Annotated in this window: 16 protein-coding genes; 6 read left to right on the forward strand and 10 right to left on the reverse strand. The window is 72.7% G+C overall.

Annotated features, from left to right (window positions below; all coding sequences use genetic code 11):
- The first annotated feature begins 13 nt into the window (after nt 1–13).
- Nucleotides 14–3,508, forward strand: a complete 3,495-nt coding sequence (locus ACZ5XZ_RS20745) for a lipopolysaccharide biosynthesis protein (protein ID WP_468980030.1) — start codon at nt 14–16, stop codon at nt 3,506–3,508.
- A 55-nt stretch (nt 3,509–3,563) separates the two neighbouring features.
- Here ACZ5XZ_RS20745 and ACZ5XZ_RS20750 read toward each other — a convergent pair whose 3' ends face one another.
- Nucleotides 3,564–4,934, reverse strand: coding sequence for a xylan 1,4-beta-xylosidase (locus tag ACZ5XZ_RS20750; RefSeq protein WP_468980031.1), 1,371 nt, complete (start codon nt 4,932–4,934; stop codon nt 3,564–3,566).
- 128 nt (nt 4,935–5,062) lie between these two features.
- Between ACZ5XZ_RS20750 and ACZ5XZ_RS20755 the strand changes: the two genes are divergently transcribed.
- Nucleotides 5,063–6,175 (forward strand): DUF5925 domain-containing protein, encoded by a 1,113-nt coding sequence (locus ACZ5XZ_RS20755; protein ID WP_468980032.1) that lies wholly within the window; start codon nt 5,063–5,065, stop codon nt 6,173–6,175.
- 134 nt (nt 6,176–6,309) lie between these two features.
- Here the strand turns inward: ACZ5XZ_RS20755 and ACZ5XZ_RS20760 are convergent, their stop codons facing one another.
- Together ACZ5XZ_RS20760 and ACZ5XZ_RS20765 are read right to left on the reverse strand one after the other, a co-directional pair.
- Nucleotides 6,310–6,594: an acylphosphatase gene (locus tag ACZ5XZ_RS20760; RefSeq protein ID WP_468980035.1), complete on the reverse strand. Its 285-nt coding sequence runs from the start codon at nt 6,592–6,594 to the stop codon at nt 6,310–6,312.
- Between the two features lie 60 nt (nt 6,595–6,654).
- Nucleotides 6,655–7,428: a DUF72 domain-containing protein gene (locus ACZ5XZ_RS20765; protein ID WP_468980036.1), complete on the reverse strand. Its 774-nt coding sequence runs from the start codon at nt 7,426–7,428 to the stop codon at nt 6,655–6,657.
- Nucleotides 7,429–7,598: 170 nt separating this feature from the next.
- On the opposite strand from ACZ5XZ_RS20765, the gene ACZ5XZ_RS20770 reads away from it, so the two are divergent.
- The 3 genes from ACZ5XZ_RS20770 to ACZ5XZ_RS20780 all read left to right on the forward strand — a co-directional run bounded on the left by ACZ5XZ_RS20770 (nt 7,599) and on the right by ACZ5XZ_RS20780 (nt 10,803).
- Nucleotides 7,599–8,405, forward strand: coding sequence for an alpha/beta fold hydrolase (locus tag ACZ5XZ_RS20770; RefSeq protein ID WP_468980038.1), 807 nt, complete (start codon nt 7,599–7,601; stop codon nt 8,403–8,405).
- Nucleotides 8,402–9,769, forward strand: coding sequence for a cytochrome P450 (locus ACZ5XZ_RS20775; RefSeq protein WP_468980041.1), 1,368 nt, complete (start codon nt 8,402–8,404; stop codon nt 9,767–9,769). Before ACZ5XZ_RS20770 ends, ACZ5XZ_RS20775 begins: the two co-directional genes overlap by 4 nt.
- A gap of 293 nt (nt 9,770–10,062) precedes the next feature.
- Nucleotides 10,063–10,803, forward strand: a complete 741-nt coding sequence (locus ACZ5XZ_RS20780) for a helix-turn-helix domain-containing protein (RefSeq protein ID WP_468980043.1) — start codon at nt 10,063–10,065, stop codon at nt 10,801–10,803.
- 58 nt (nt 10,804–10,861) lie between these two features.
- Here the strand turns inward: ACZ5XZ_RS20780 and yczE are convergent, their stop codons facing one another.
- The 7 genes from yczE to asnB all read right to left on the reverse strand — a co-directional run bounded on the left by yczE (nt 10,862) and on the right by asnB (nt 18,792).
- Nucleotides 10,862–11,539, reverse strand: a complete 678-nt coding sequence (gene yczE, locus ACZ5XZ_RS20785; protein ID WP_468980046.1) for a membrane protein YczE — start codon at nt 11,537–11,539, stop codon at nt 10,862–10,864.
- A gap of 87 nt (nt 11,540–11,626) precedes the next feature.
- The gene (locus ACZ5XZ_RS20790) at nt 11,627–13,282 is read right to left on the reverse strand and encodes an L-aspartate oxidase (RefSeq protein WP_468980047.1); all 1,656 of its coding nucleotides are present in this window, start codon (nt 13,280–13,282) and stop codon (nt 11,627–11,629) included.
- Between the two features lie 117 nt (nt 13,283–13,399).
- Complete coding sequence (locus tag ACZ5XZ_RS20795; RefSeq protein ID WP_468980049.1) at nt 13,400–14,113, reverse strand: hypothetical protein; 714 nt, start codon at nt 14,111–14,113, stop codon at nt 13,400–13,402.
- Between the two features lie 341 nt (nt 14,114–14,454).
- Nucleotides 14,455–15,417: a pirin family protein gene (locus ACZ5XZ_RS20800; protein WP_468980051.1), complete on the reverse strand. Its 963-nt coding sequence runs from the start codon at nt 15,415–15,417 to the stop codon at nt 14,455–14,457.
- Between the two features lie 70 nt (nt 15,418–15,487).
- Complete coding sequence (gene ddaH, locus ACZ5XZ_RS20805) at nt 15,488–16,264, reverse strand: dimethylargininase (RefSeq protein ID WP_468980054.1); 777 nt, start codon at nt 16,262–16,264, stop codon at nt 15,488–15,490.
- Nucleotides 16,265–16,335: 71 nt separating this feature from the next.
- Nucleotides 16,336–16,731, reverse strand: a complete 396-nt coding sequence (locus tag ACZ5XZ_RS20810) for a GntR family transcriptional regulator (RefSeq protein ID WP_468980055.1) — start codon at nt 16,729–16,731, stop codon at nt 16,336–16,338.
- A gap of 210 nt (nt 16,732–16,941) precedes the next feature.
- The gene (gene asnB / locus ACZ5XZ_RS20815; protein ID WP_468980057.1) at nt 16,942–18,792 is read right to left on the reverse strand and encodes an asparagine synthase (glutamine-hydrolyzing); all 1,851 of its coding nucleotides are present in this window, start codon (nt 18,790–18,792) and stop codon (nt 16,942–16,944) included.
- Nucleotides 18,793–19,015: 223 nt separating this feature from the next.
- Between asnB and ACZ5XZ_RS20820 the strand changes: the two genes are divergently transcribed.
- Nucleotides 19,016–19,957 carry a GNAT family N-acetyltransferase gene (locus tag ACZ5XZ_RS20820; RefSeq protein ID WP_468980058.1) on the forward strand — a complete coding sequence of 314 codons (942 nt, stop codon included), beginning with the start codon at nt 19,016–19,018 and terminating at the stop codon, nt 19,955–19,957.
- Nucleotides 19,958–20,034: the final 77 nt, after the last annotated feature.

The raw sequence follows: 20,034 nt of genomic DNA on the forward strand, positions 1-20,034 counted from the left end.
GGCAGTTGAGCCGGTGTCCGACACCACCACCAGGGCCGAGCAGCGCACGGAGGAAGGGCCACCGCGGCCGGGCGGGCGGGACGGCGGCAGTCCGCTGTTCCGCAACGCCTATGCGCTGATGCTCAACACCGGCGTCTCCGGGCTGCTCGGTCTGGGGTTCTGGCTGGTCGCGGCCCGTTTCTACACGGAGTCCGCGGTCGGCCAGGGCTCGGCGGCGATCGCCGCGATGAAGCTGCTGGCGGGGCTGACCGCGGTCACCCTGACCGGCGCGCTGGCCCGCTTCATCCCGGTCTCCGGCCGCACCACCCGGCGGCTGGTGCTGCGGACGTACGGGGGCAGTTCGGTCGTGGTGGCGATCGCCGCGACCGGCTTCCTGCTCACCCTCGACCTGTGGGGCCTCTCCTACCGCTTTCTGCACGGCACCCTCAACGGCCTGGGATTCGTCCTGGCCGTGGTCGCCTGGTCGCTGCTCACCCTCCAGGACGGGGTGCTGACCGGGCTGCGCAGCGCGCTGTGGGTGCCGGTGGGCAATCTCGCCTTCTCCGCGGTGAAGCTGGGGCTGCTGGTGGCCTTCGCCGCCGCGATCCCGACCGCCGGGGTGTTCGTCTCCTGGGTCGCGGCGATCGCGGTCTCCGTCGTCCCGCTCGCCTGGCTGGTGTTCCGGCGGCTGATCCCCCGGCACGTACGGACCACGCGGCGCACCGCCCGCCCCCCGTCGCTGCGGGAGGCGGGCCGCTTCCTGGCCGGCGACTACACCGGCTCGCTGTTCTCCCTCGCCGTGGTCTACCTCGTCCCGGTCCTGGTGGCCTCCCAGGTCGACGCGGCGGACAACGCGTACTTCTACATCGCCACCGCCATCGGCGGCACGGTCAATCTGCTGGCCCTCAACATGGGCGCCTCGCTGACCGTGGAGGGCGCGCACGATCCGCCGCAGCTCGCCGCCAACACCCGGGCCGCGCTGCGGCGGATGGCCCGCATCATGGTCCCGGTCTGCCTCGCGCTGTTCGTCTGCGCGCCCTACCTCCTCGGCTTCTTCGGGCCGGGGTACGCGGAGGCGGCCACGCCGCTGCTGCGCTGGTTCGCGGTGGGCGCCGCGCTGCGCGTGGTGATGGAGGTCCACTTCGCGGTGCTGCGCGCCCAGAGCCGGACGTCCGGACTGGCCGCCCTGCAGGGCCTGCTGTGTGTGCTGGTGCTCGGGCTGACGCTGGTGCTGCTGCCGCGGATGGGGCTGACCGGGGCCGGCGTCGCCGAGATCGCCAGCCTGGCGGTGATCGTCGCGATCGCGAGCGGACGGCTGCGCCGGGTGCTGAGCGGGCGGGTGGTGACCGCACCGCCGGCCCGGATCCCCGCGGACGGTCTGCCTCCGGACGGCGACCTGGCGGATCTGGCGGTGTACGGGGATCTCGGCGACGGCGTCAGGGCGTACGACCAGGCCTCCGGCGCAGGCCCGGCCCCGGCCCCGGCCCCGGCCACCAAGGCTCCCGGCGGCGGCGCACGCTCCCCCGGCTCGGGCAGGCGTCCCGCCGCGGTCGGATGGGCGCTGCTCGCCGCCGCGCCGGCGCTGTTCTGGCTGCCGCTGCGCGGCATGGGCGACGCCGACCTGGACCGCATGACGGGGCTGGGCCTGATCTCGGTGCTGCCCGCGGCGACACTGGCCGGCGTCGTCCTGCTGGTGGCGGCGTACGCCTGGGCGCTCTGGCTGCCCACCCCGCGCCGCACCCTGCTCACCGCCGTACTGGTGCTGACGGTGGTGTCCCTGCACGCGCTCCCGGCCGTGCTGGAGACCGAGCCGCGCTTCCCCACCGCCTGGCAGCATCTGGGCTTCCTCGACCACCTCGGCAGGACCGGCACCGCGGTACCGGACCTGGACGCCCGCTGGAGCTGGCCCGGCTTCTTCGCCGGGGTGCAGTTCCTCGCCGAGGCGTGCGGCGTCACCGACTTCACCGAGGTCCTGCGCTGGTGGCCGCTTACCCTCCAGCTGCTGTACCTGGCCCCGCTGTTCCTGCTCCTGAAGGCGGTACGGGCGAGCTGGCGGGCGAAGTGGTGCGCGGCCTGGCTGTTCGCGCTGTGCGGCTGGGTCGGCCAGGACTACTTCTCCCCGCAGGGGTTCACCTACCTCCTCTACCTGGTGTTCGTGGCGATCGTGCTGGTGTGGTTCCGTACCCGGCCGATGGCCGTGGCGGCGGGGTCCGGGCGGCGGCCGGGCGAGGCGGAGCCGCACCCGGCGGGCCGCGCCCAGCTCGCGGTGCTGCTCAGCACGCTGATCGTGCTGTTCGCGGCGGCGGTGGCGGCCCACCAGCTCACCCCGTTCGTGATGCTCGGCGTGCTGACCGTGCTGGTGCTCGTCCGCCGCTCCTCCCTGCGCGGTCTGCCGCTGCTGCTGGGCGTCCTGGTCGCGGCGTGGGTGGGGTTTCTGGCCGAGCCGTACTGGTCGGGCCACTTCGACGAGCTGTTCGGCGGGCTCGGGGGCATCGGCGGCAATGTCTCCTCGTCGGTGACCGACCGGATCGGCGGCGGCGACCCCACCCACAAGCTGGTGCGGTACGCCCGGGTGGCGCTGGCGGGCGGGGTGCTGGCGCTGGCCTGCCTCGGGGCGCTGCGGCGGCGGGCGGCGGGGTTCACCGAACGCTCGCTGCTGACCCTGGCGTTCGTGCCCTTCCTCGCGTTCGGGATGCAGTCCTACGGCGGCGAAATGGCGCTGCGGGTCTTTCTGTTCGCGCTGCCCGGCGCCTGTGTGCTGGCGGCGCTGGCGCTGTTCCCGCGCGGTACGGACGCCCGACGGGGGCTCGGGCCGCTCGCCGCGCTGCTGACGGGGCTGCTCCTGGCCGGCGGCTTCCTCGTCGCCCGCTGGGGCAACGAGCCCTTCGAGCGGATCCGGCCGGGCGAGGTCGCGGCGATGGACCACGTCTACGCGCACGACCGTCCGACGGTGCGGCTGCTGTGGCCGAGCCACGACCCCGTCGACAGCGTCACCCCGGCGATGCCCTGGGGCGCCAGGGACATGGAGCGGGTGCAGTACGAACCGATCCCGGCGCCGCGCGACCCGGCCCGGGTCGGCCCCCTCGTCACCGCCCTGCGGGACGCCGGACCGCAGTCGTATCTGATCGTCAACCACGGCCAGTCGGAGGCGCTGCGGCTGGACTCGGGGTATCCGGCGGACTGGGAGCGGCGGCTGCGCACCGCCCTGGACCGGCGTGACGACCTGCGGCGGGTGCTGTCCAACGAGCATGCGGCGGTGTACGAGCCGGCGCGGCGGCCGGCGGGCGAGGTGGCCCCGCCCCGTCCCGGTCCGGCCGGCCCGAAGGTGACCTGGACGCCGTGGACGGTGTTCGGCGCGCTGGCGCTGGGGGCGCTGGTCGCGGTGCTGGCGGCCCGCGAGGTGCTCCGGGTGGCGACGTCGCCGAGCGCGCGTCAACGGCACTGGATCCAGGGGATGTTCTGGTTCGCGATGCCGTTGCTGCTGGTGTTCCTGGCGTCGCTGGTGCAGCGGTTCATGACGCTGTCGTAGGGACGCGGAGAGCCGGGGGCCGGGGCGGGCAGCCGGCCCTCCTCGCGCCCCGCCTTCAGGAGCGGTCCACCCAGCGCACCTCGAAACCGCCCAGGGTGAGGGCCTCCCCGTCGACCGTCGCCGTGCCGCGGCGGTCGGCGGTGTTCACCAGCAGTGCGGTGCGGTCGTCGGCCAGCCCCAGGATCCTGGTATCGCCGGTGTCCAGTTCCCGCGGCCGGGCCGTGGGCGGGAAGGCGCGGGAGAAGCGGGACAGCAGCGTCATCATCGGCAACTCCCGCCCCCCGTCGTCCTGTTCGGTGCTGGACCACAGGCAGCCGGGGCAGTTTTCGCCCTCGGTCTCCGGGTTCCAGTAGAAGCCGCTGGTGGCGCCGCCCGCCGCCATCTCGACCAGCGCCGTGGCCTGCGCGGCGACGCGGCGCCGCTCGCTCCAGCCGGCCCGCTCTCCCCCGCCGGCGCGCGCGCCGTCGTCCGTGATCTCGACGTACCACTCGGCCCACCACAGCGGCAGCCCGGTCTCCTCGCGCAGCCACCGCCCCACATCGGCGAACTTCCGGGCGGCGGTGAACGGACCCGGCGCGTAGCGGTCGTCCTTGCTGTAGCTGGAGCCGTCGACGACCACGAAGTCCGCGCCGGCCCGGTGCCGGTTCCAGTAGTCGAAGGCGTCGAGCGTGCGCTGGTCGATGCTGCCCCACGGGCCTTTGAGGCGGGAGGCGTAGGTGTCGTCACCCGGCACATGGCTGTCCATCACCAGATAGGGCCCGCCCACCTGGTTCCTGCCGTCGGCCTCCTTCAGCTCCTTGTGGACGAGGTTGTACAGGCGGGTGTACCCCTCGTAGTCCCAGCGTCCCTTCGCGTCGTCGAAGAAGCCCTTGAACTCGTTCCAGACGACGAAGTGGCGGACGTCCGGATAGCGCCGGGCGATCTTTCCGGCGAGGGCCGCGAAGTCCGCGTAGTGCGCCGGGTCGGGGGCCTTCTCCAGGGCGTCCCAGTCGGTCCCGCCCGCCGTGCCGCCCTTCATCCAGTCCGGCGCGCAGCACAGGGTCACCACGGGGGTGCCGCCGGTGTGCCGGATCAGCGCGATCCGGCGGTCCAGGTCGGCGAAGTCGTAGCGGCCCGGGCTCGGTTCGGGGTTCTGTGCGCCCCAGCCCATGATGTGCTGGTTCTGCGGCATCGGGTGGTCGGCCAGCAGCCGGGCGGCCCGGTCCCGGGCCGGCTCGGCGCCCTGGTCCGCGCTGAACTGGGTGTGGGTGAACCCCCAGCCCACGGCCGGCCCGGCGGCCCGCGACGGCGAACGCCCCTTGGCGTCGCGGTCCCGCTGCCCCGGAGCGGTGCACATGACCAGCGTGACCAGCGCCATCGCCAGCGCGGCCACCCCTGCCACGACGACAAAGCCCGTTGTCTGACGTTCCCCACCATGACGTCGCACAAAGGGAGATTAGCGGGCCAACCGGCTGGTAAACCCGGTTTTCGGGTTACCGGTCCCGTTCCGTACGGCGAAACACCGGAGGCGATAATTCGTGTACGCGACGGGCGGCGGTGGCAGATCATGGCGTCATGTGTGCCGATCACGTCCAGCCGTCCGCCGCGGAGGACTCCCTTCCGCTCCGCCTGACCCTGGACGACAGCGATTCGCCGTCCGACGTCATCGATGCGCTCTTCCTGGGACGGTTCGCCAACGGCGAGCAGCCGTACTCCCGCAGCCGGTCGGTGGACCGGGTGAAGTCCGGGCTGACACTGCTGCCACCGGGCGCACGGATCGTGCGGTCGGCCAAGGACGAGGACCGCAGCGCCACCCTCGCCGAGGGCGACGGCTACACCCTGCTGGTCTCCCGCTGGAACCGCGGCGCCGACGTGACGGTCACCGCCGTCACCGACGAGCTGGCCGAGAAGGTGCTGGGGCAGGCCGCGGACGGCGCCGAGGACGCGCCGGAGCCGCAGCCGGAGAACGTCCCGATGGGCTTTTGGTACTTCTCCCCGCGCCGCGGGCCGCACCGCACCTCCCGGCAGATCTCCGCCGGGACCTGGCAGGAGATCCGGCCCAACTACACCGCGCCGGTGGCCGATGCGATGGACCGGCTGATGAAGGTGGTGCCCGCCGAGATCGCCGGCCGGCTGCTCCTGCTGCACGGCCCGCCCGGTACCGGCAAGACCTCCGCGCTGCGCACCCTGGCCCGCTCCTGGCGCGACTGGTGCCAGGTGGACTGCGTCCTGGACCCGGAGCGGCTGTTCAACGACGTCGGCTATCTGATGGACATCGCGATCGGCGAGGACGACTCCGCCGGAAAGGGCCGCTGGCGGCTGCTGCTCCTGGAGGACTGCGACGAGCTGATCCGCGGCGAGGCCAAGCACGCCGCCGGCCAGGCGCTGTCGCGGCTGCTCAACCTCACGGACGGGCTGCTGGGCCAGGGGCGCAACGTCCTGGTCGGCGTCACCACCAACGAGGACCTGGAGCGGATGCACCCGGCGGTGGTGCGCCCCGGCCGCTGTCTGGCCCGTATCGAGGTCGGCCCGCTGACCCGCCCCGAAGCGGTCAACTGGCTCGGCGCGGACCGCGGCATCGGCCGCGACGGCGCCACCCTGGCCGAGCTGTACGCGCTCCGGCGCGGCACCGGTCCCGCGTCGGTCCCGGCCCAGGACGCGGGAGCCGATGCGGGGCTGTACCTCTGAGACTCCGGAGCACGCCCTGGTCACGCCCTGGTCGGCTCACATACGGTGCGCGCGAATATCGGCTGGCGCTCCGTCGCGCACCCATCGCTAGGGCCTTTCCGACCCTGCCCCATCGGCCCCTCCGGGGGCGGAGCCTAGAACCCGCCGGGCGTCGGCCGGATCTCGAAGCCCCGCAGGCCCTCCGGCGCCTCCTGGCGTACGGACACCGCGTCGACCAGCGCCGTGGCAGGGCCCTGGTGCGCCCACTCCACCAGTTCCCGGACCCGCTCGGGCTCCCCCTCGAACACGGCCTCCACCGTTCCGTCCGGGAGGTTGCGCACCCAGCCGGCCACTTCGTGCGCGTCCGCCGTGCGCCGGCAGGTGTCGCGGAAGAACACGCCCTGCACTGCTCCGGAGACCACCACCCGTCTGCGGATCACCGTATGCCACCTCGTCAGCTCGCCCAGCGGTACGAGCGCAGATATATCCCCGGCCCGCGCTCAACGGGCGGCGCCACGCCCGGACGGCGTACGGCTCACCGAGCGACCCGCGGCCTCGGCGGCGCGGGCGAAGCGGACGGCGTCGAGGACGGCCGCCGCGCCGACGTCGTTGTTGAAGTACGCATAGACCTCGGCCTGGTCCGGCCAGGTGTCGGCGATCCGCCGCACCCAGGTGGCCAGCGCCTGCCCTCCGTAGCGCGGGGAGGGCTGCGCACGGCCCTCGTGGAAGCGCAGATACCCCCAGCCGGCGGTCCGCCAGAGCGGTGTCACGGGCCGGGAGCCCCGGTCCGCCCAGCACAGCGCGGCGCCCCGGCTCTCCAGTACGGTGCGGATCTCCTCGGTCCACCACGAGTCGTGGCGCGGCTCGACGGCCACCCGGGTGCCGGCCGGGAAGCAGCCGAGGCAGTCGTCCAGCAGCGCGGCGTCGGCGTGCAGCGTGGGCGGCAGCTGGAGCAGGACGGGGCCGAGCCGCGGGCCGAGGGCCGCGGCTCGCGTCATCAGCCGGCCGACCGGCTCCGCCGGCTCACTCAGCCGCTTGATGTGGGTCAGATAGCGGCTGGCCTTGACGGCCATCACAAAGCCGGCGGGGGTCCGCTCCCGCCAGTCGGCGAAGGTCCTCTCCTCGGGCAGCCGGTAGAAGGCGGCGTTGCTCTCGACGGTGGCGAACTGCCGCGCGTACTCCTCCAGCCACAGCCGCTGCGGCCGGTCCGGTGGGTAGAGGACCTCGCGCCAGTCCTTGTACTGCCAGCCAGAGGTTCCGACGAGGACGGTCATGCCGCAGATGCCTGCCCGGTGCCGGGCGGGCCGTACCAGCCCGTCGCGGTGTCGCCGGGGCGGGGTCTTGCACGGCGGGGAGGTTACGGCCAATGTGGTCGGAATCGCCCGTGGCCGCCCGGTGGTGGCCGTGGGCCGTCGACGCGTTCCGTCACACGTCTGGAGTGAGCGTGGCTTCCTTCGTACTGCCCCATGCCCTGCACGGTTCGGGCTCGCACAAGGTCTTCGCCGTGCACGGCTGGTTCGCCGACCGGTCCGCCTTCGACCCGGTCCTGCCCGATCTCGACCGGGACGCCTTCCAGTACGCGCTGGTCGACCTGCGCGGCTACGGCGAGGCGCGGGGCGCGGACGGCGCGTACACCACGGCGGAGGGCGCGGCCGATGTGCTGGCGCTCGCCGACCGGCTGGGCTGGGACCGGTTCTCGGTCGTCGGCCATTCGATGGGCGGCAGCGTCGCCCAGCGGGTGCTGGCCGCGGCACCGCACCGGGTACGCCGGATCGTGGGGGTCTCGCCGGTCCCCGCCTCCGGATTCCCGATGCCGCCGGAGCAGTGGGAGCTGTTCTCCGCCGCGGCGCACACCCCTCAGAACCGGCGCTTGATCATCGACCTCACCTCCGGCGGGCGGCGCCCGGCCGCCTGGCTGGACCGGATGGTGCGGCGGTCGTTGGAGCGCAGCGAGGCGAAGGCGTTCCGGACCTGGCTGGACTCCTGGGCCGGGGAGGGGTTCGCCGACGAGGTCGAGGGCTCGGCGGTGCCGGCGCTGGCGGTGGCCGGGGCGCTGGACCCCGCGCTGAGCGCCGAGTTGATGCGGCAGACCTGGCTGCGGTGGTTCGCCGGCGCCGAGCTGGTCGAGCTGCCGGCGGCCGGGCACTACGCCATGGACGAGACGCCGCTGGAGCTGATCCGGGCGGTGGAGGACTTCCTGCGGGCCGACGGCGGCGACGACGGCAACGGCGGGCGGACGGCGGCGGGATGACCGGGCCCGCGGATCCGGACGCGGGCGCCGCCCCTCAGGGCGCGCCCGCGATATCCGGCGAACCGGACGCCGTGCCGGACGTCTTCGACCCGCGCGGCTACGCGGACGGCCTCCCGCACGCCGCGTACCGGCTGCTGCGCGACCGGTACCCGGTGGCCTGGCAGGAGGAGCATGAGGTGCTGGGCTGGCCCGCCGGCCCCGGCTTCTGGGCGGTGACGCGGCACGCGGACGTCGTACGGGTCCTCAAGGACGCGCGCACCTTCTCCTCCCATCGGGGCGCCACCCAGATCCGCGACCCCGACCCCGCCGACCTGCCGTTCATCCGCCGGATGATGCTCAACCAGGATCCCCCGGACCACGGGCGGCTGCGCCGTCTGGTCAGCCGGGCCTTCACCCGCGGCCGGATCGACCGATTCGAGGCGGCGGTACGTGAACGGGCCCGCCGGCTGCTGGCCGCGGCGGTCGACACGGCGCGCACCGGGGACGGCGTCTGCGACCTGGTCGCCTCCGTCACGGACGACTACGCGCTGCTCAACCTCGCCGATCTGCTCGGTGTGCCGCCCGGTGAGCGCGGGCTGCTCCTGGACTGGACCCGGCGCGTGATCGGCTACCAGGACCCCGACGAGGCGGGCCCCGCGGCGTCCGGCCCGGACGGCCGGCCCGCCGATCCGCGCTCCCCGGCGATGCTGCGGGACATGTTCGCCTTCGCACGGGAGCTGGCCGCGCACAAGCGGCGGCACCCGGGCGACGACGTGCTGACCGTCCTCGCCTCGGACCGCGAACTGGCCACGCCCGAACTGGAGATGTTCTTCTTCCTGCTGACCATCGCGGGCAACGACACCGTGCGCAGCGCGGCCCCCGGCGGCCTGCTGGCGCTCGCCCGGCACCCCGACGCGTACCGTGCGCTGCGCACCGGGGCGGTGGGCGCGGCGACGTGCGTGGAGGAGCTGCTGCGGTGGCACCCGCCGGTGCTGACGTTCCGCCGGACCGCGGCGCAGGACACCGAGCTGGCCGGCCGGCCGATCCGCGCCGGCGACAAGGTCGTCGTCTTCCACGGCTCGGCGAACTACGACGAGCGGGTCTACACCGGTCCGCACCGGCTGGACCTGGCCCGCACCCCCAATCCCCATGTCTCGTTCGGCGACGGCCCGCACGTCTGCCTGGGCGCGCACCTCGCCCGCCTGCAACTGCGGGTGCTGTACGAGGAGACGGCCGGCCTGCTGCCCGCCCTGGCGGTCGCCGCCGCGCCGCGGCGGCTCGTCTCGAACTTCATCCACGGTCTGAAGTCGCTGCCGCTGCGGGTCGACGGGGTGGCGGGCGCGGCCGGTACTGGGGTCGACGCCGCGGCCGCCGCCACGCCCTAGGTACGACCGCCATGACCGCCATGACCGCGTATGCGCTCCATTAAATCAACGTAAAATGTCTGATGGGGCCGGGCCTTGATAACCGCATCGTCCCTCCGGTTATGGCGCGGCGGGGAGAAATGGCTCACCTTGGTCGTTCGAGGCCATGGCGTACGCTGGGGCCCATTCGTTGGCATGAGGCACGGGGGCGAATCGCATGCATGGCAATGCGGAAGATGACTGATCGGTTATCGGCTCTCACCCGCAATGAGCCGGCTCCCCCGAAACCCCCTGCCGTACCGGAACTCCCAGGGTTGCTGCGCGCCTGGCGGGCGCAGGCGGGACGCAAGCTCGGCAAAGGAAAACCCCTGACCCAGGCCGAGGTCGCGGCCGAGTTGGGCGTGAGCGTGCGGTGGTACCGCGATGTCGAGCGCGGCGGGCTGGGGCGTATGTCGCCCGACACGGCGGACCGTCTGGGCGAAGTGCTGGTACTGGGGCCGGACGAGCGGATGGCGCTGCGGCGTTTCGCCGCGGGAGGCAGACCGCCGACGCATGCGACGGGCGCCCTTCCGACCGGTGCCCTGCAGGCCCTTCTCGATATGCAGATGCCGTGCCCCGCCTATTGCACGGACAGCGTGTGGGACCTCGTCGCGTGTAATCAGGCGATGAAAGAGTGGTTTCCCTGGGTGCACGAGCCGGGAGCAAACCTCCTGCGCTGGGCGCTGGCTTCCCAGGAAGCCCGGGAACAGTTCGTTCACTGGCACGAGCACGCCGCGACCTATCTGGCACAGCTGCGGTTCGCGCTTGCGGCGATGCCCGGAAATGCGGAACTCGGCGCACTCCGCGACGAACTCCTGCGCACTCCGCAATGCCGGCGGCTGTGGGAAGAGGAGCCGCGCGTCGTCGCCTATGGAGACGGCCATCGTTTCGAGTTCCGGCTGCCCCGTTTCGGCGGGAAGCAGATCAGCGTCGTGTCCCACGTACTGGTCCCCGCCTACCACCAGGATCTGCGGTTCGTCGTCCTCACCCGGGCCGAAGGCGGCGGGGGCGGCTGACGCCTCACGGGCGCCGGCCGCCCCCTCCTCCGCGACGCCGCGGAGGAGGACGTGCCGACTACGCGATGGCCGGGGCCGCCTCCGCGGCGGGCCGGCGTTCGTCGACGGCCCGGTAGGCGAACCACGGGAGGCAGAACTGGGTGACCGGGCCGACGCACAACGCGTAGAGCACGGTGCCGACCCCCACGCTGCCGCCCAGGAGCCATCCGATGATCAGGACCGTGATCTCGATGAGGGTGCGGATGAGCCGGATGGACTTGCCCGAGCTGGCCGACGCCCCCGTCATGAGGCCGTCACGTGGTCCGGGGCCGAAGCGCGCCCCCACATAGATGCTGATCGACAGCCCGTTGAGGGCGATGCCGCCGATCAGCAGCATGATGCGCACCGGAAGCCCGAGGTCCTCCGGGATGAGGGAGAGACCGAGGTCGGAGGAGAACGCCAGCACGATGATGTTGGCAATCGTCCCGAACGTGGGCTTCTGCTTGAGCGGTATCCAGGTCAGCAGCACAAGGACACCGAGCACGGCGCTGATGGCGCCGAAGCTGAGCGGTGTGTAGTTCTCCAGGCCTTCGTACAGCACGCTCCAGGGATTGACCCCGAGTGAGGCCCTGACCATGACGGAGAGGCTGAACCCGTACAGGGCCAGACCGATGAACAGCTGGGGGATGCGCCTGAGCGGTTTCTCCCCGAAGCGGACATAGGCGAGGGGTGGTGTGTTCTTGCCGGTCGCGGCCATCTGATGCTTTCCGGGTGGGGTGAATGCTCATGTGCCTCCGCAGCGGCGGCACATGAAGGGCGGAACAGGGGACGAAGCGTCGAGTGGTCAGGCCGTGTGCATGTACGGGGCCCAGACCAGCTGGCCCTCCTTGAGGGCCGCGCTGTAGCCGATGAAGTCTTCGGACTGCTGGGGGAAGTCGTCTCGGTAGTGGGCTCCGCGCGACTCCTCGCGCATCAGCGCCCCCTCGACGATCAGCCGGGAGGCCAGCAGCAGGTTGGACAGGTCCGTGGCGGTCTGCACCTGGCCGGCGGCGCGGGAGCCGGTGGTGAACGCGAGCCGCCCGGCCCGCTGTTCGAAGGTCTCCAGCAGGCCGAGCATGGTGGTCAGACCACGGCGGGTCCGCACCGGGCCGGCGTGCCAGTACATCGCCGTGCGCAGGTCCTGCAGCACCGTTTCGGGGGTGTCGCCGCCCTTGTGCGAGGGCAGGTTGAGCGAGCCGATGACCTCGATCTCGCCGCCGGCGGCCTTGTCCTGGCACTCGGCGGCGGCGTTGCGACCGGCGATGCGGCCGAAGACCAGGCACTCGGAGAGGCCGTTGCCGCCGAGCCGGTTGGCTCCGTGGATGCCGCCCGCGGTCTCGCCGGCCGCGTACAGGCCGGGGACGGTGGTCTCGGAGCGGGAGTTGATGAGCAGACCGCCCATGAGGAAGTGCGCGGTGGGGCGGATCTTGAGCGAGGTGACGCTGCGGGGGTCGAAGCCGGCCTGGACGAGCCGTTCGTCGAGCGCGGGGTAGGTGGTGGGGATCAGGTGGGCGCAGGCGGAGATGTCCAGCCGGACGGCGCCGTCGTCGAACGCCCGGCCCTCGATGATCTCCCGGTAGATGCCGCGGGACACCACGTCGCGGGTCGCCATCTCGCCGCGCGGGTCGTGGCCGAGCATGAAGCGCTCGCCGTCGCGGTTCAGCAGCAGGGCTCCGTCGAAGCGGAGGGCCTCCTCGACCAGGCTGCCGTCGAAGGTCAGGACTCCGGAGGCCAGGCCCGTGGGGTGGAACTGCAGGAACTCCATGTCGATGACGCCGGCCCCGGCGGCGAGGCCCAGGGCGATGCCGTCGCAGGACTTGTCCATGGAGGCGGCGGAAGGGGCGTACATCGAGGCGCCACCGCCGTCGGCGAGGATCACCCCGGCGCCGGGTATCACCATGCGTTCCAGGGTGTCCACGGCCGTGGCCTCGAGACCGTTCACATGGCCGTCGGCGTCGCGCAGGACCTTCGTGGCGCGCACACCGGAGACGATGCGAATGCGGCCGTCGGCCACCAGCTCACCGAGGCGAGCGGTGAGCACGCTTTGGATGTGGAAGCCGAGACGGTCTTCGAGATAGACGCCGCGCGGAGTTCCGCAGCCGCCGAACGGTCGGGTGGCGAATTCCCCGTCGGTGTCGCGCTCGAAGGCCAGGCCAAGACCCTCCAGCCAGTGGACGAGGTCGCGGGCGCCTCTGCATAAGGTGTCGACCAGCTCGGGGTTGTTGGCGTGCGAGCCACCGACGATGGTGTCCTGCACATGTGCCGCCACGCTGTCGCCGGCTGCGACGGCGGCATTGAAGGCGTGGGTTTTCCAGGTGCATCCCCCGGTGGAGGCCCACTTGTATTTCTGGCTCTCGTACAGCGTTTTGGTCACCAGAATGACGTCGGCGCCGTTTTCGGCTGCTTCAATGGCCGCGCTGAGACCAGAACCACCCGCGCCGACTACAATGACCGTTCCCATACCAAGTCTTCCTTCGTTGAGAGTGAGTGCTGTGCGCGGGCAGGACTGCATGCCCGAATTGCAAGAGGGGGGACCCGTGCGTCTGCGGGCTCCGCAGGTGTCACCCGCGGAGCCCGCTCAACCGCACTTTCCGGTCGGGGAATCCGCGCTCAATACGAGGACGTCGACGACCGAGAGCCGCCGCGCCGCTTCGTCGACGGCTCCGGTGAAGGTGTCCGCGTCCATGCCGGGAATCCTCAGTACGCGGATCAGGGCCGAGCCCGATGCGTCGCCCACCAGCCGCCCGGCACCGTTGCCGCAGGTGGGCGAGTGGATGATGCCGTGCTCGTCGGACAGCACCAGCTCCCCGGCGCGCACCTGCCGCATCCCGTCCTCCGCCCCGGGGCCGTCGGCCGGCCCGTAGGTGACGCTGCGGCCGATCCGGTCGCTGTCATAGACCTGGAAGCTGCACAGCGTCGAGTACTCGATTTCCATGCAGACGTCCACGACCGGATGGATCGGCCGGTAGGCGTCCCGGCGCATGATGCGCAGCGCCTGCTTCAGCGGGGTCGACACACCACTCGGTTTGACGTTCATCGCCGCATAGAAAGACCGGTAGGCCTCCCATAGCGGGTTTTCCCGAATGGATTCCTCCGTTTGATGGGTCGCCTTGAGGCGGGTGAGAACCCTGCGCTCCGTGTCCGCAAAACCGACCGGCCCGTAGGGCGCGCTCGGCACGAGCAGAAAAGCCGTCATCAATTCGGGACTGCCGCGCAGGGCCGCCGATGCGTCGAAGGCGTGTGGCCCGCTCTGCGGTGCCGAAGGGGCCGCCGGTATGCCGACGCTATCCAAAGGAACTCCAACCACTAACAGCGTGGGATTCGATCTTGATATCGCCTCAATGATCTTCCCGGAGAGTATTGGCGCCGGTACTGCCCGGTGTCAACCGGCAAAAAATTGCCGGTTGTTGCCAAGCCGAATCGGCAAATTTTTGCACCTCTGGATGCCGGGAGAAGCGGCGCATCGTCTTCCGCTATTCGTGGAGAGTTCAACTTCCCGGAATCCACCATGGGTTGCTCTCCACTGCCCTCTTCCCTAAGGAGCTTGGACGAATGGCCGTCATGCCGCACCGGCGCCGTGCGCGCGCCACCGCTCCCGCGCGGGCCCGTCTCGGCGGCCCGCCCCGCGCCGGATCAGCGCGTCCGCCCCCGCGGCTTGAGGGGGCCCGGCGGAAGCTCGGGGGCGGTGAGCCGGTCGCCGTCGTAGCCCAGGACCTCGCCGAAGCGGGTGCCGACGGCCCAGTCGTCGCGGGCCCGGGCGATATCCTCGTGGGACCGCCCCACGAAGTTCCACCACATCACGATCTCCTCCTCGAACGGCTCCCCGCCCAGGAGCAGCAGACCGCTGTCGGAGTGGGCGCGCAGCGGGAGTTCGCCGCGGCCGCAGCCGAGGTAGAGCAGGGCGCCGGGGGTCAGCCGGACGCCGTCGACCTCGGTCTCGCCGGAGATGGTCAGGGCCGCGTACTCGAAGTCGGGGTCGAGGGGCAGCCGGGTGTCGGTGCCGGCGGTGAGCGCGAGGTCGGCACCGACCAGCGGGGAGTAGGTGGTGCCGGGCGAGGTGGCGCCGGCGAGTTCGCCGAGGATCACGGTGGCGGTCAGGCCGCCACCTCCGGTGATCAGCGGGAGGTCGGTGTGGTGCTCGAAGTGCGGCGCGGTGTCGCGGTGCGCGTCGGGCAGGGCGACCCAGAGCTGGGCGCCGTGCAGCAGGGGGCCGTGGCCGTGCGGGGACTCCTCGGAGTGGGCGATGGCCCGGCCGGACGTCATCAGGCCCAGTTCGCGCGGGCGTACGGTCTGCAGGCTGCCGAGGCTGTCGCGGTGCAGCACCTCGCCCTCGTGCAGCCAGCTGACGGTCTGCAGGCCCATGTGCGGATGCGGCGGCACCTGCATTCCGGGCTGGTCGACGATGTCGTCCGGCCCGTAGTGGTCGACGAAGCACCAGGCGCCGACCATCCGCCGGCCGAGGTTGGGCAGCAGTCTGCGGACGACGGTGGACTCTCCGAGCGGCACCTGCTTGCCGGGCTGGACGTCGCGCACCGGGCCCGTACGGCCGGTGCCGCCGCACAGGCTGGGCGAGGGTCTGAGGTCGAGGTTGCTCATGGCGTCACGATAGGCGGGGCGCGGTGCGCGGCCGGGAAAGGCGCACGCGCCGCCCCGGCCTGACCTGCCGTCATTCATACAGCTCGCGCAGGCGTACGGACAGGCACGTGACACAGCCCTCCAGCTTCTCGAACTCGCCGATGTCCACGACGACCGGCTGATAGCCGAGATCGGCGAGGAGCGCCTCGCTCTTGGGCGCGCCGGCCGCCATCAGCAGCCTGCCGTCGCCGAGCAGCACGACATGGGCGCCGGACGCCTCGGGGACGGGAAGGAAGCGGGGGAAGACGGAGGGGTCGTCGACCAGGGGCGGGTAGCCGATCACGGTGCCGTCCGGGAGGGCGGTCACCGCGGATTTCAGGTGCAGTACGCGGGTTACCGGTACGGCGACCACACGGGCGCCCAACGGCTCGAAGACGGACCGGAGTTGGCGCACGCCGTCGGCGTTGGTGCGGCCGCCGCGGCCGACGTAGACGGTGTCGCCGACCTTCAGGACGTCGCCGCCGTCCAGGGTGCCGGGCGAGCGGATCTCGTTGACGGAGCAGCCCAGCGCCTCGACCGCCGCGCGGGCGTCCGGTACCTCGGATCTGCGCTGGTCGGCGCCGGGGCGGGCGAGCAGGGCGACATTGCGGAACATGACCATGGTGTCCTCGACGAAGACCGCGTCGGGGCAGTCGTCGGCGGGGGCCACCTCGGTGGTCCGCCAGCCGTGGTCGCGCAGCGTCTGTACGTAGGACTCCCACTGGCGCAGGGCGAGCGCGGGATCGACCGGGCGCCGGTCGATGTGGGTGACCAGGCCGTCGGCGAGGCGGGGGCCGGGGCGGCGGACGAGGGCCTGTTTGCCGGGCATACGGCTCCGTTCGGATACGGGTGGGCGGGGTGCCGGGCCGGTGGGTGGGGGGCGGGCCGGGGCGGGGGCGGTCAGGCGCCGGCGCCGTACGTGGCGCGCAGCGCGTTCTCGACGGCGGTGAGGGCGGCGCGGTGGTCCAGGCCGAGCCGCTGGGCGCGGCGGGCGTAGCTCTCGGCGGCCGCGGCGGCCTCCCGGTCCGCGGCCTCGCCGGCCGCCGCGATGAAGCTGCCGTTGCGGCCGCGGGTCTCGATCACGCCGTCGGTCTCCAGGGCGCGGTAGGCCTTGGCCACGGTGTTGGCGGCCAGGCCCAGGTCCTCGGCGAGGCCGCGGACGGTGGGGAGCTTGTAGCCGACCGGCAGGGCGCCGTCCCTGGCCCGGTCCGCGATCTGCGTGCGTACCTGCTCGAACGGCGCGACGGCCAAGGCCGGGTCGATGGTGATGACGAGGGTCGAGACCTGCGGGGACACGGGGCGCTCCTGGTACTGGTGGTGGGGCGGGCGGGTGCGGGGCCGCGTCCCGGGGAGGCCGGATGCGTGGCGCGCTCGTACCCGTTGGTGCGCGTGTTTGTCTCATTCATTGTGCGCCAGGAGCGCCTGGCGTGCCGGGAGGTTCCGGAGCCTGTCGCTTTGTGGACACGCCTTGGCGCCGCGCACCCGGCCACGCCCCGTCGGGCAGGCCTACAGCCGCAGGGTGGTACCGGTCGTGCGCAGCCAGGCGTCCATGCCCAGGGCCAGTTCGGCCGCGGGGCGGATGTCGCTGGTCGCGCCGTCCGCGGTGGCCTCGGCGAGGGCGCCGGTGTCCAGCAGTGGTCGGACGGGGGCGTCGCGGTCGGCGGCCAGGTCCTTCAGCTCGGCGCGCAGCGCCTCGGCGTAGCGCGGGTCCTGGGTGCTGGGGTACGGGCTCTTGACGCGGTCGGCGACCAGGTCGGGCAGCACGTCGCGGGTGGCGGCGCGCAGCAGCGACTTCTCCCGGCCGTCGAAGGTCTTCATCGACCAGGGGGTGTTGAAGACGTACTCGACGAGGCGGTGGTCGCAGAACGGGACCCGGACCTCCAGGCCGACGGCCATGCTGGCCCGGTCCTTGCGGTCGAGCAGGATCTGCACGAAGCGGGTCAGGTGCAGATGGCTGACCTCGCGCATCCGGCGCTGGAGGCCGGTGTCGGAGTCGAGGTAGGGGACTTCGGCGAGCGCCTCGTGGTAGCGGCGGGCCTGGTATCCGGGCAGGTCGATCTTGTCGAGCAGGCCGGGGTCGAGCAGCGCCTCGCGCACCGCGTCGCCGCCGGCGAAGCGACTGGCGATGCCCGCCGCGATCCAGGGGAAGGTGTCGGCGTGCACGGCCGCGGGGTCGTGGAACCAGCGGTAGCCGCCGAAGACCTCGTCCGCGGACTCCCCGGACAGGGCGACCGTGGACTGCTCGCGGACGGCCTTGAACAGCAGGTACAGGGAGGTGTCGCCGTCGCCGAAGCCGTTGGGCAGGTCGCGGGCGGCGAGCACCGCGGCGCGGTGACCGGGGTCCATCAGGGCGGCGGTGTCCAGGACGATGTCGCGGTGGTCGGAGCGGACGTGCTCGGCCAGGGCGTGGGCGTACGGCCCGTCGGGCGTGCCGCGCAGGTCGTCGGGCCGGAAGTGCTCGGTGTAGCCGGCGAAGTCCACGGCGAACGAGCGCACCGGGCCGCCGCCTTGGGCGGCCAGCTCGCCGGCGGCGAGCGCGGTGATGACGGAGGAGTCCAGGCCGCCGGAGAGCAGGGTGCACAGCGGCACATCGGCGATCAGCTGGCGGGCGACGATGTCGTCGAGCAGCTCGCGGATGTGGGCGACGGTGGTGTCGAGGCCGTCGGTGTGCTCGCGGGCCTCCAGGGCCCAGTAGCGCCGGACGGTCAGCCCGCCGCGGCTGACGCGGACGAGATGGCCGGGGCGGACCTCGTGCATGCCCTGGTAGACGGCGTGCCCCGGCGTCTTGGTGAAGCTGATCAGCTCGGCGAGGCCCTCGGCGTCGACGGTGGGCCGCACCGCGGGGTGGGCGAGGATCGCCTTGGGCTCGGAGCCGAAGAGCACTCCGTCGGGGGTGGGGTGGTAGTAGAGCGGCTTGATGCCCATCCGGTCGCGGATCAGCAGCAGTTCCTCGGTGCGGGGGTCCCAGAGCGCGAAGGCGTACATGCCGTTGAGGCGCTCGGCGCACGCCTCGCCCCACTGGAGGTAGGCGTGCAGCACCACTTCGGTGTCGCTGTTGGTGCGGAAGGAGTGGCCCAGCCCCGCCAACTCGGCGCGCAGTTCGCGGTAGTTGTAGACCTCGCCGCTGTACGTCGTGACGACCAGGGTGCGGCCGTCGTGCTCGGCGGTCATGGGCTGTGCGCCGCCGTCGATGTCGATGACGGCGAGCCGGCGGTGGCCGAACGCGGCGTGGGCGGCGAGCCAGCTGCCGGCCGCGTCCGGGCCGCGGCAGGCCATGGTCGCGGTCATCGCCTCCAGCGTCGGCCGCTGGGTGGTCAGGTCGTTGTCGTAGGAGATCCATCCGGTGATTCCGCACATGTTCGCGGCTCCCTCCATACGTGGGCGGCGGGCCGCCGCGTCCCGGCGACGGCCCGCACGGCCACCGTACGCCCGGATAGTTGCATGGGCCACTTATGTTGGGCCGGGCCCGTCCGGAATGAGCCACCCGCTTACCGCGGTGCGGAAAAGCGGAGGCAAACCGCGCCCCGTCCACCGGAAAAGGGGCGGCAAAACGGAGCATCGGCGCGTACCGTCCGCCTCCATGACGCTCACCGTGCGCGACTTCCGCCCCGCCGACGCCAAGTCCGTCGCCGACCTGCGACGGGCCGGCGTGCCCCATCGGCTCAGCACTCCGCAGGGGGTCGCCTGGGAGGTCTCCACCGCCTGTGCGGCGCAGCGTCTGCGGCTGTTCGTCGCCGAGCTGGACGGCCGGATCGTCGGCTCGGTCCGCGCGGCGCTGCTGCCCGGCAGTCGCGTCCCGGGCCGGGCCGCGGCGGCCTTGCACGTCCACCCCGGCCACCGCGGCCGGGGCGCGGGCCGGGCCCTGCTGGCCGCGGCCGAGGAGCACCTCGCGGCGGCGGGCGCCGACCGCCTCTTCGTCTGGGCGCTCGACGAACCCGGCGCGCACGCCTTCGCCCGGCGCCACGGCTACCGCCGCACCCGCCCGGTCCGCCACCTCCGCCTCGATCTCGCGGCGGTCGGGCTGCCGCCGCTCCCGTCCGCCCTGCCGGCCGGTGTCCGGCTGCTCACCGGCGCGGAGCAGGAGGCCGACCCACGCCCCCTGTACGCGGCGGCCGCCGAGGCGGACGCCGAGGCCGGCGCCGACGAGCCGGGCGATGTCGCGAGCGACGCCATGGCCTACGAGGACTGGCTGCGGCACACCTGGGAGCACCCGCATATCGACCTGGACCTCACCTCGGTGGTGACCGTCGACGGCGAGCTCGCCGCCTTCAGCCTGGCGGCGACCGACGGCCTGGGCCGCTACGCCTCCGCCATGACCGGCATCCGCCGCGCCTTCCGCGGCCGGGGCCTGGCCCGCCTGGCCAAGACCGCCTCCCTCCACCGCGCCCGCGACCACGGCTGCACCGAGGCGTTCACCGGCAACGACGCCGCCAACACCCCGATGCGCACGATCAACCGGCGCCTCGGCTACCGGCCGTTCGCCGAGGAGTGGCGCTACGTACGGGAGGTGGGGCGAGGCTGAGGCCGTCGGGTGACGGGGCATCGGGTGACGGGGCGTCGGGCACATCCCGCCCCCCGAGCCCGGCGCGGGCCCACCGC

Source organism: Streptomyces sp. NPDC033270 (genome assembly GCF_055576575.1).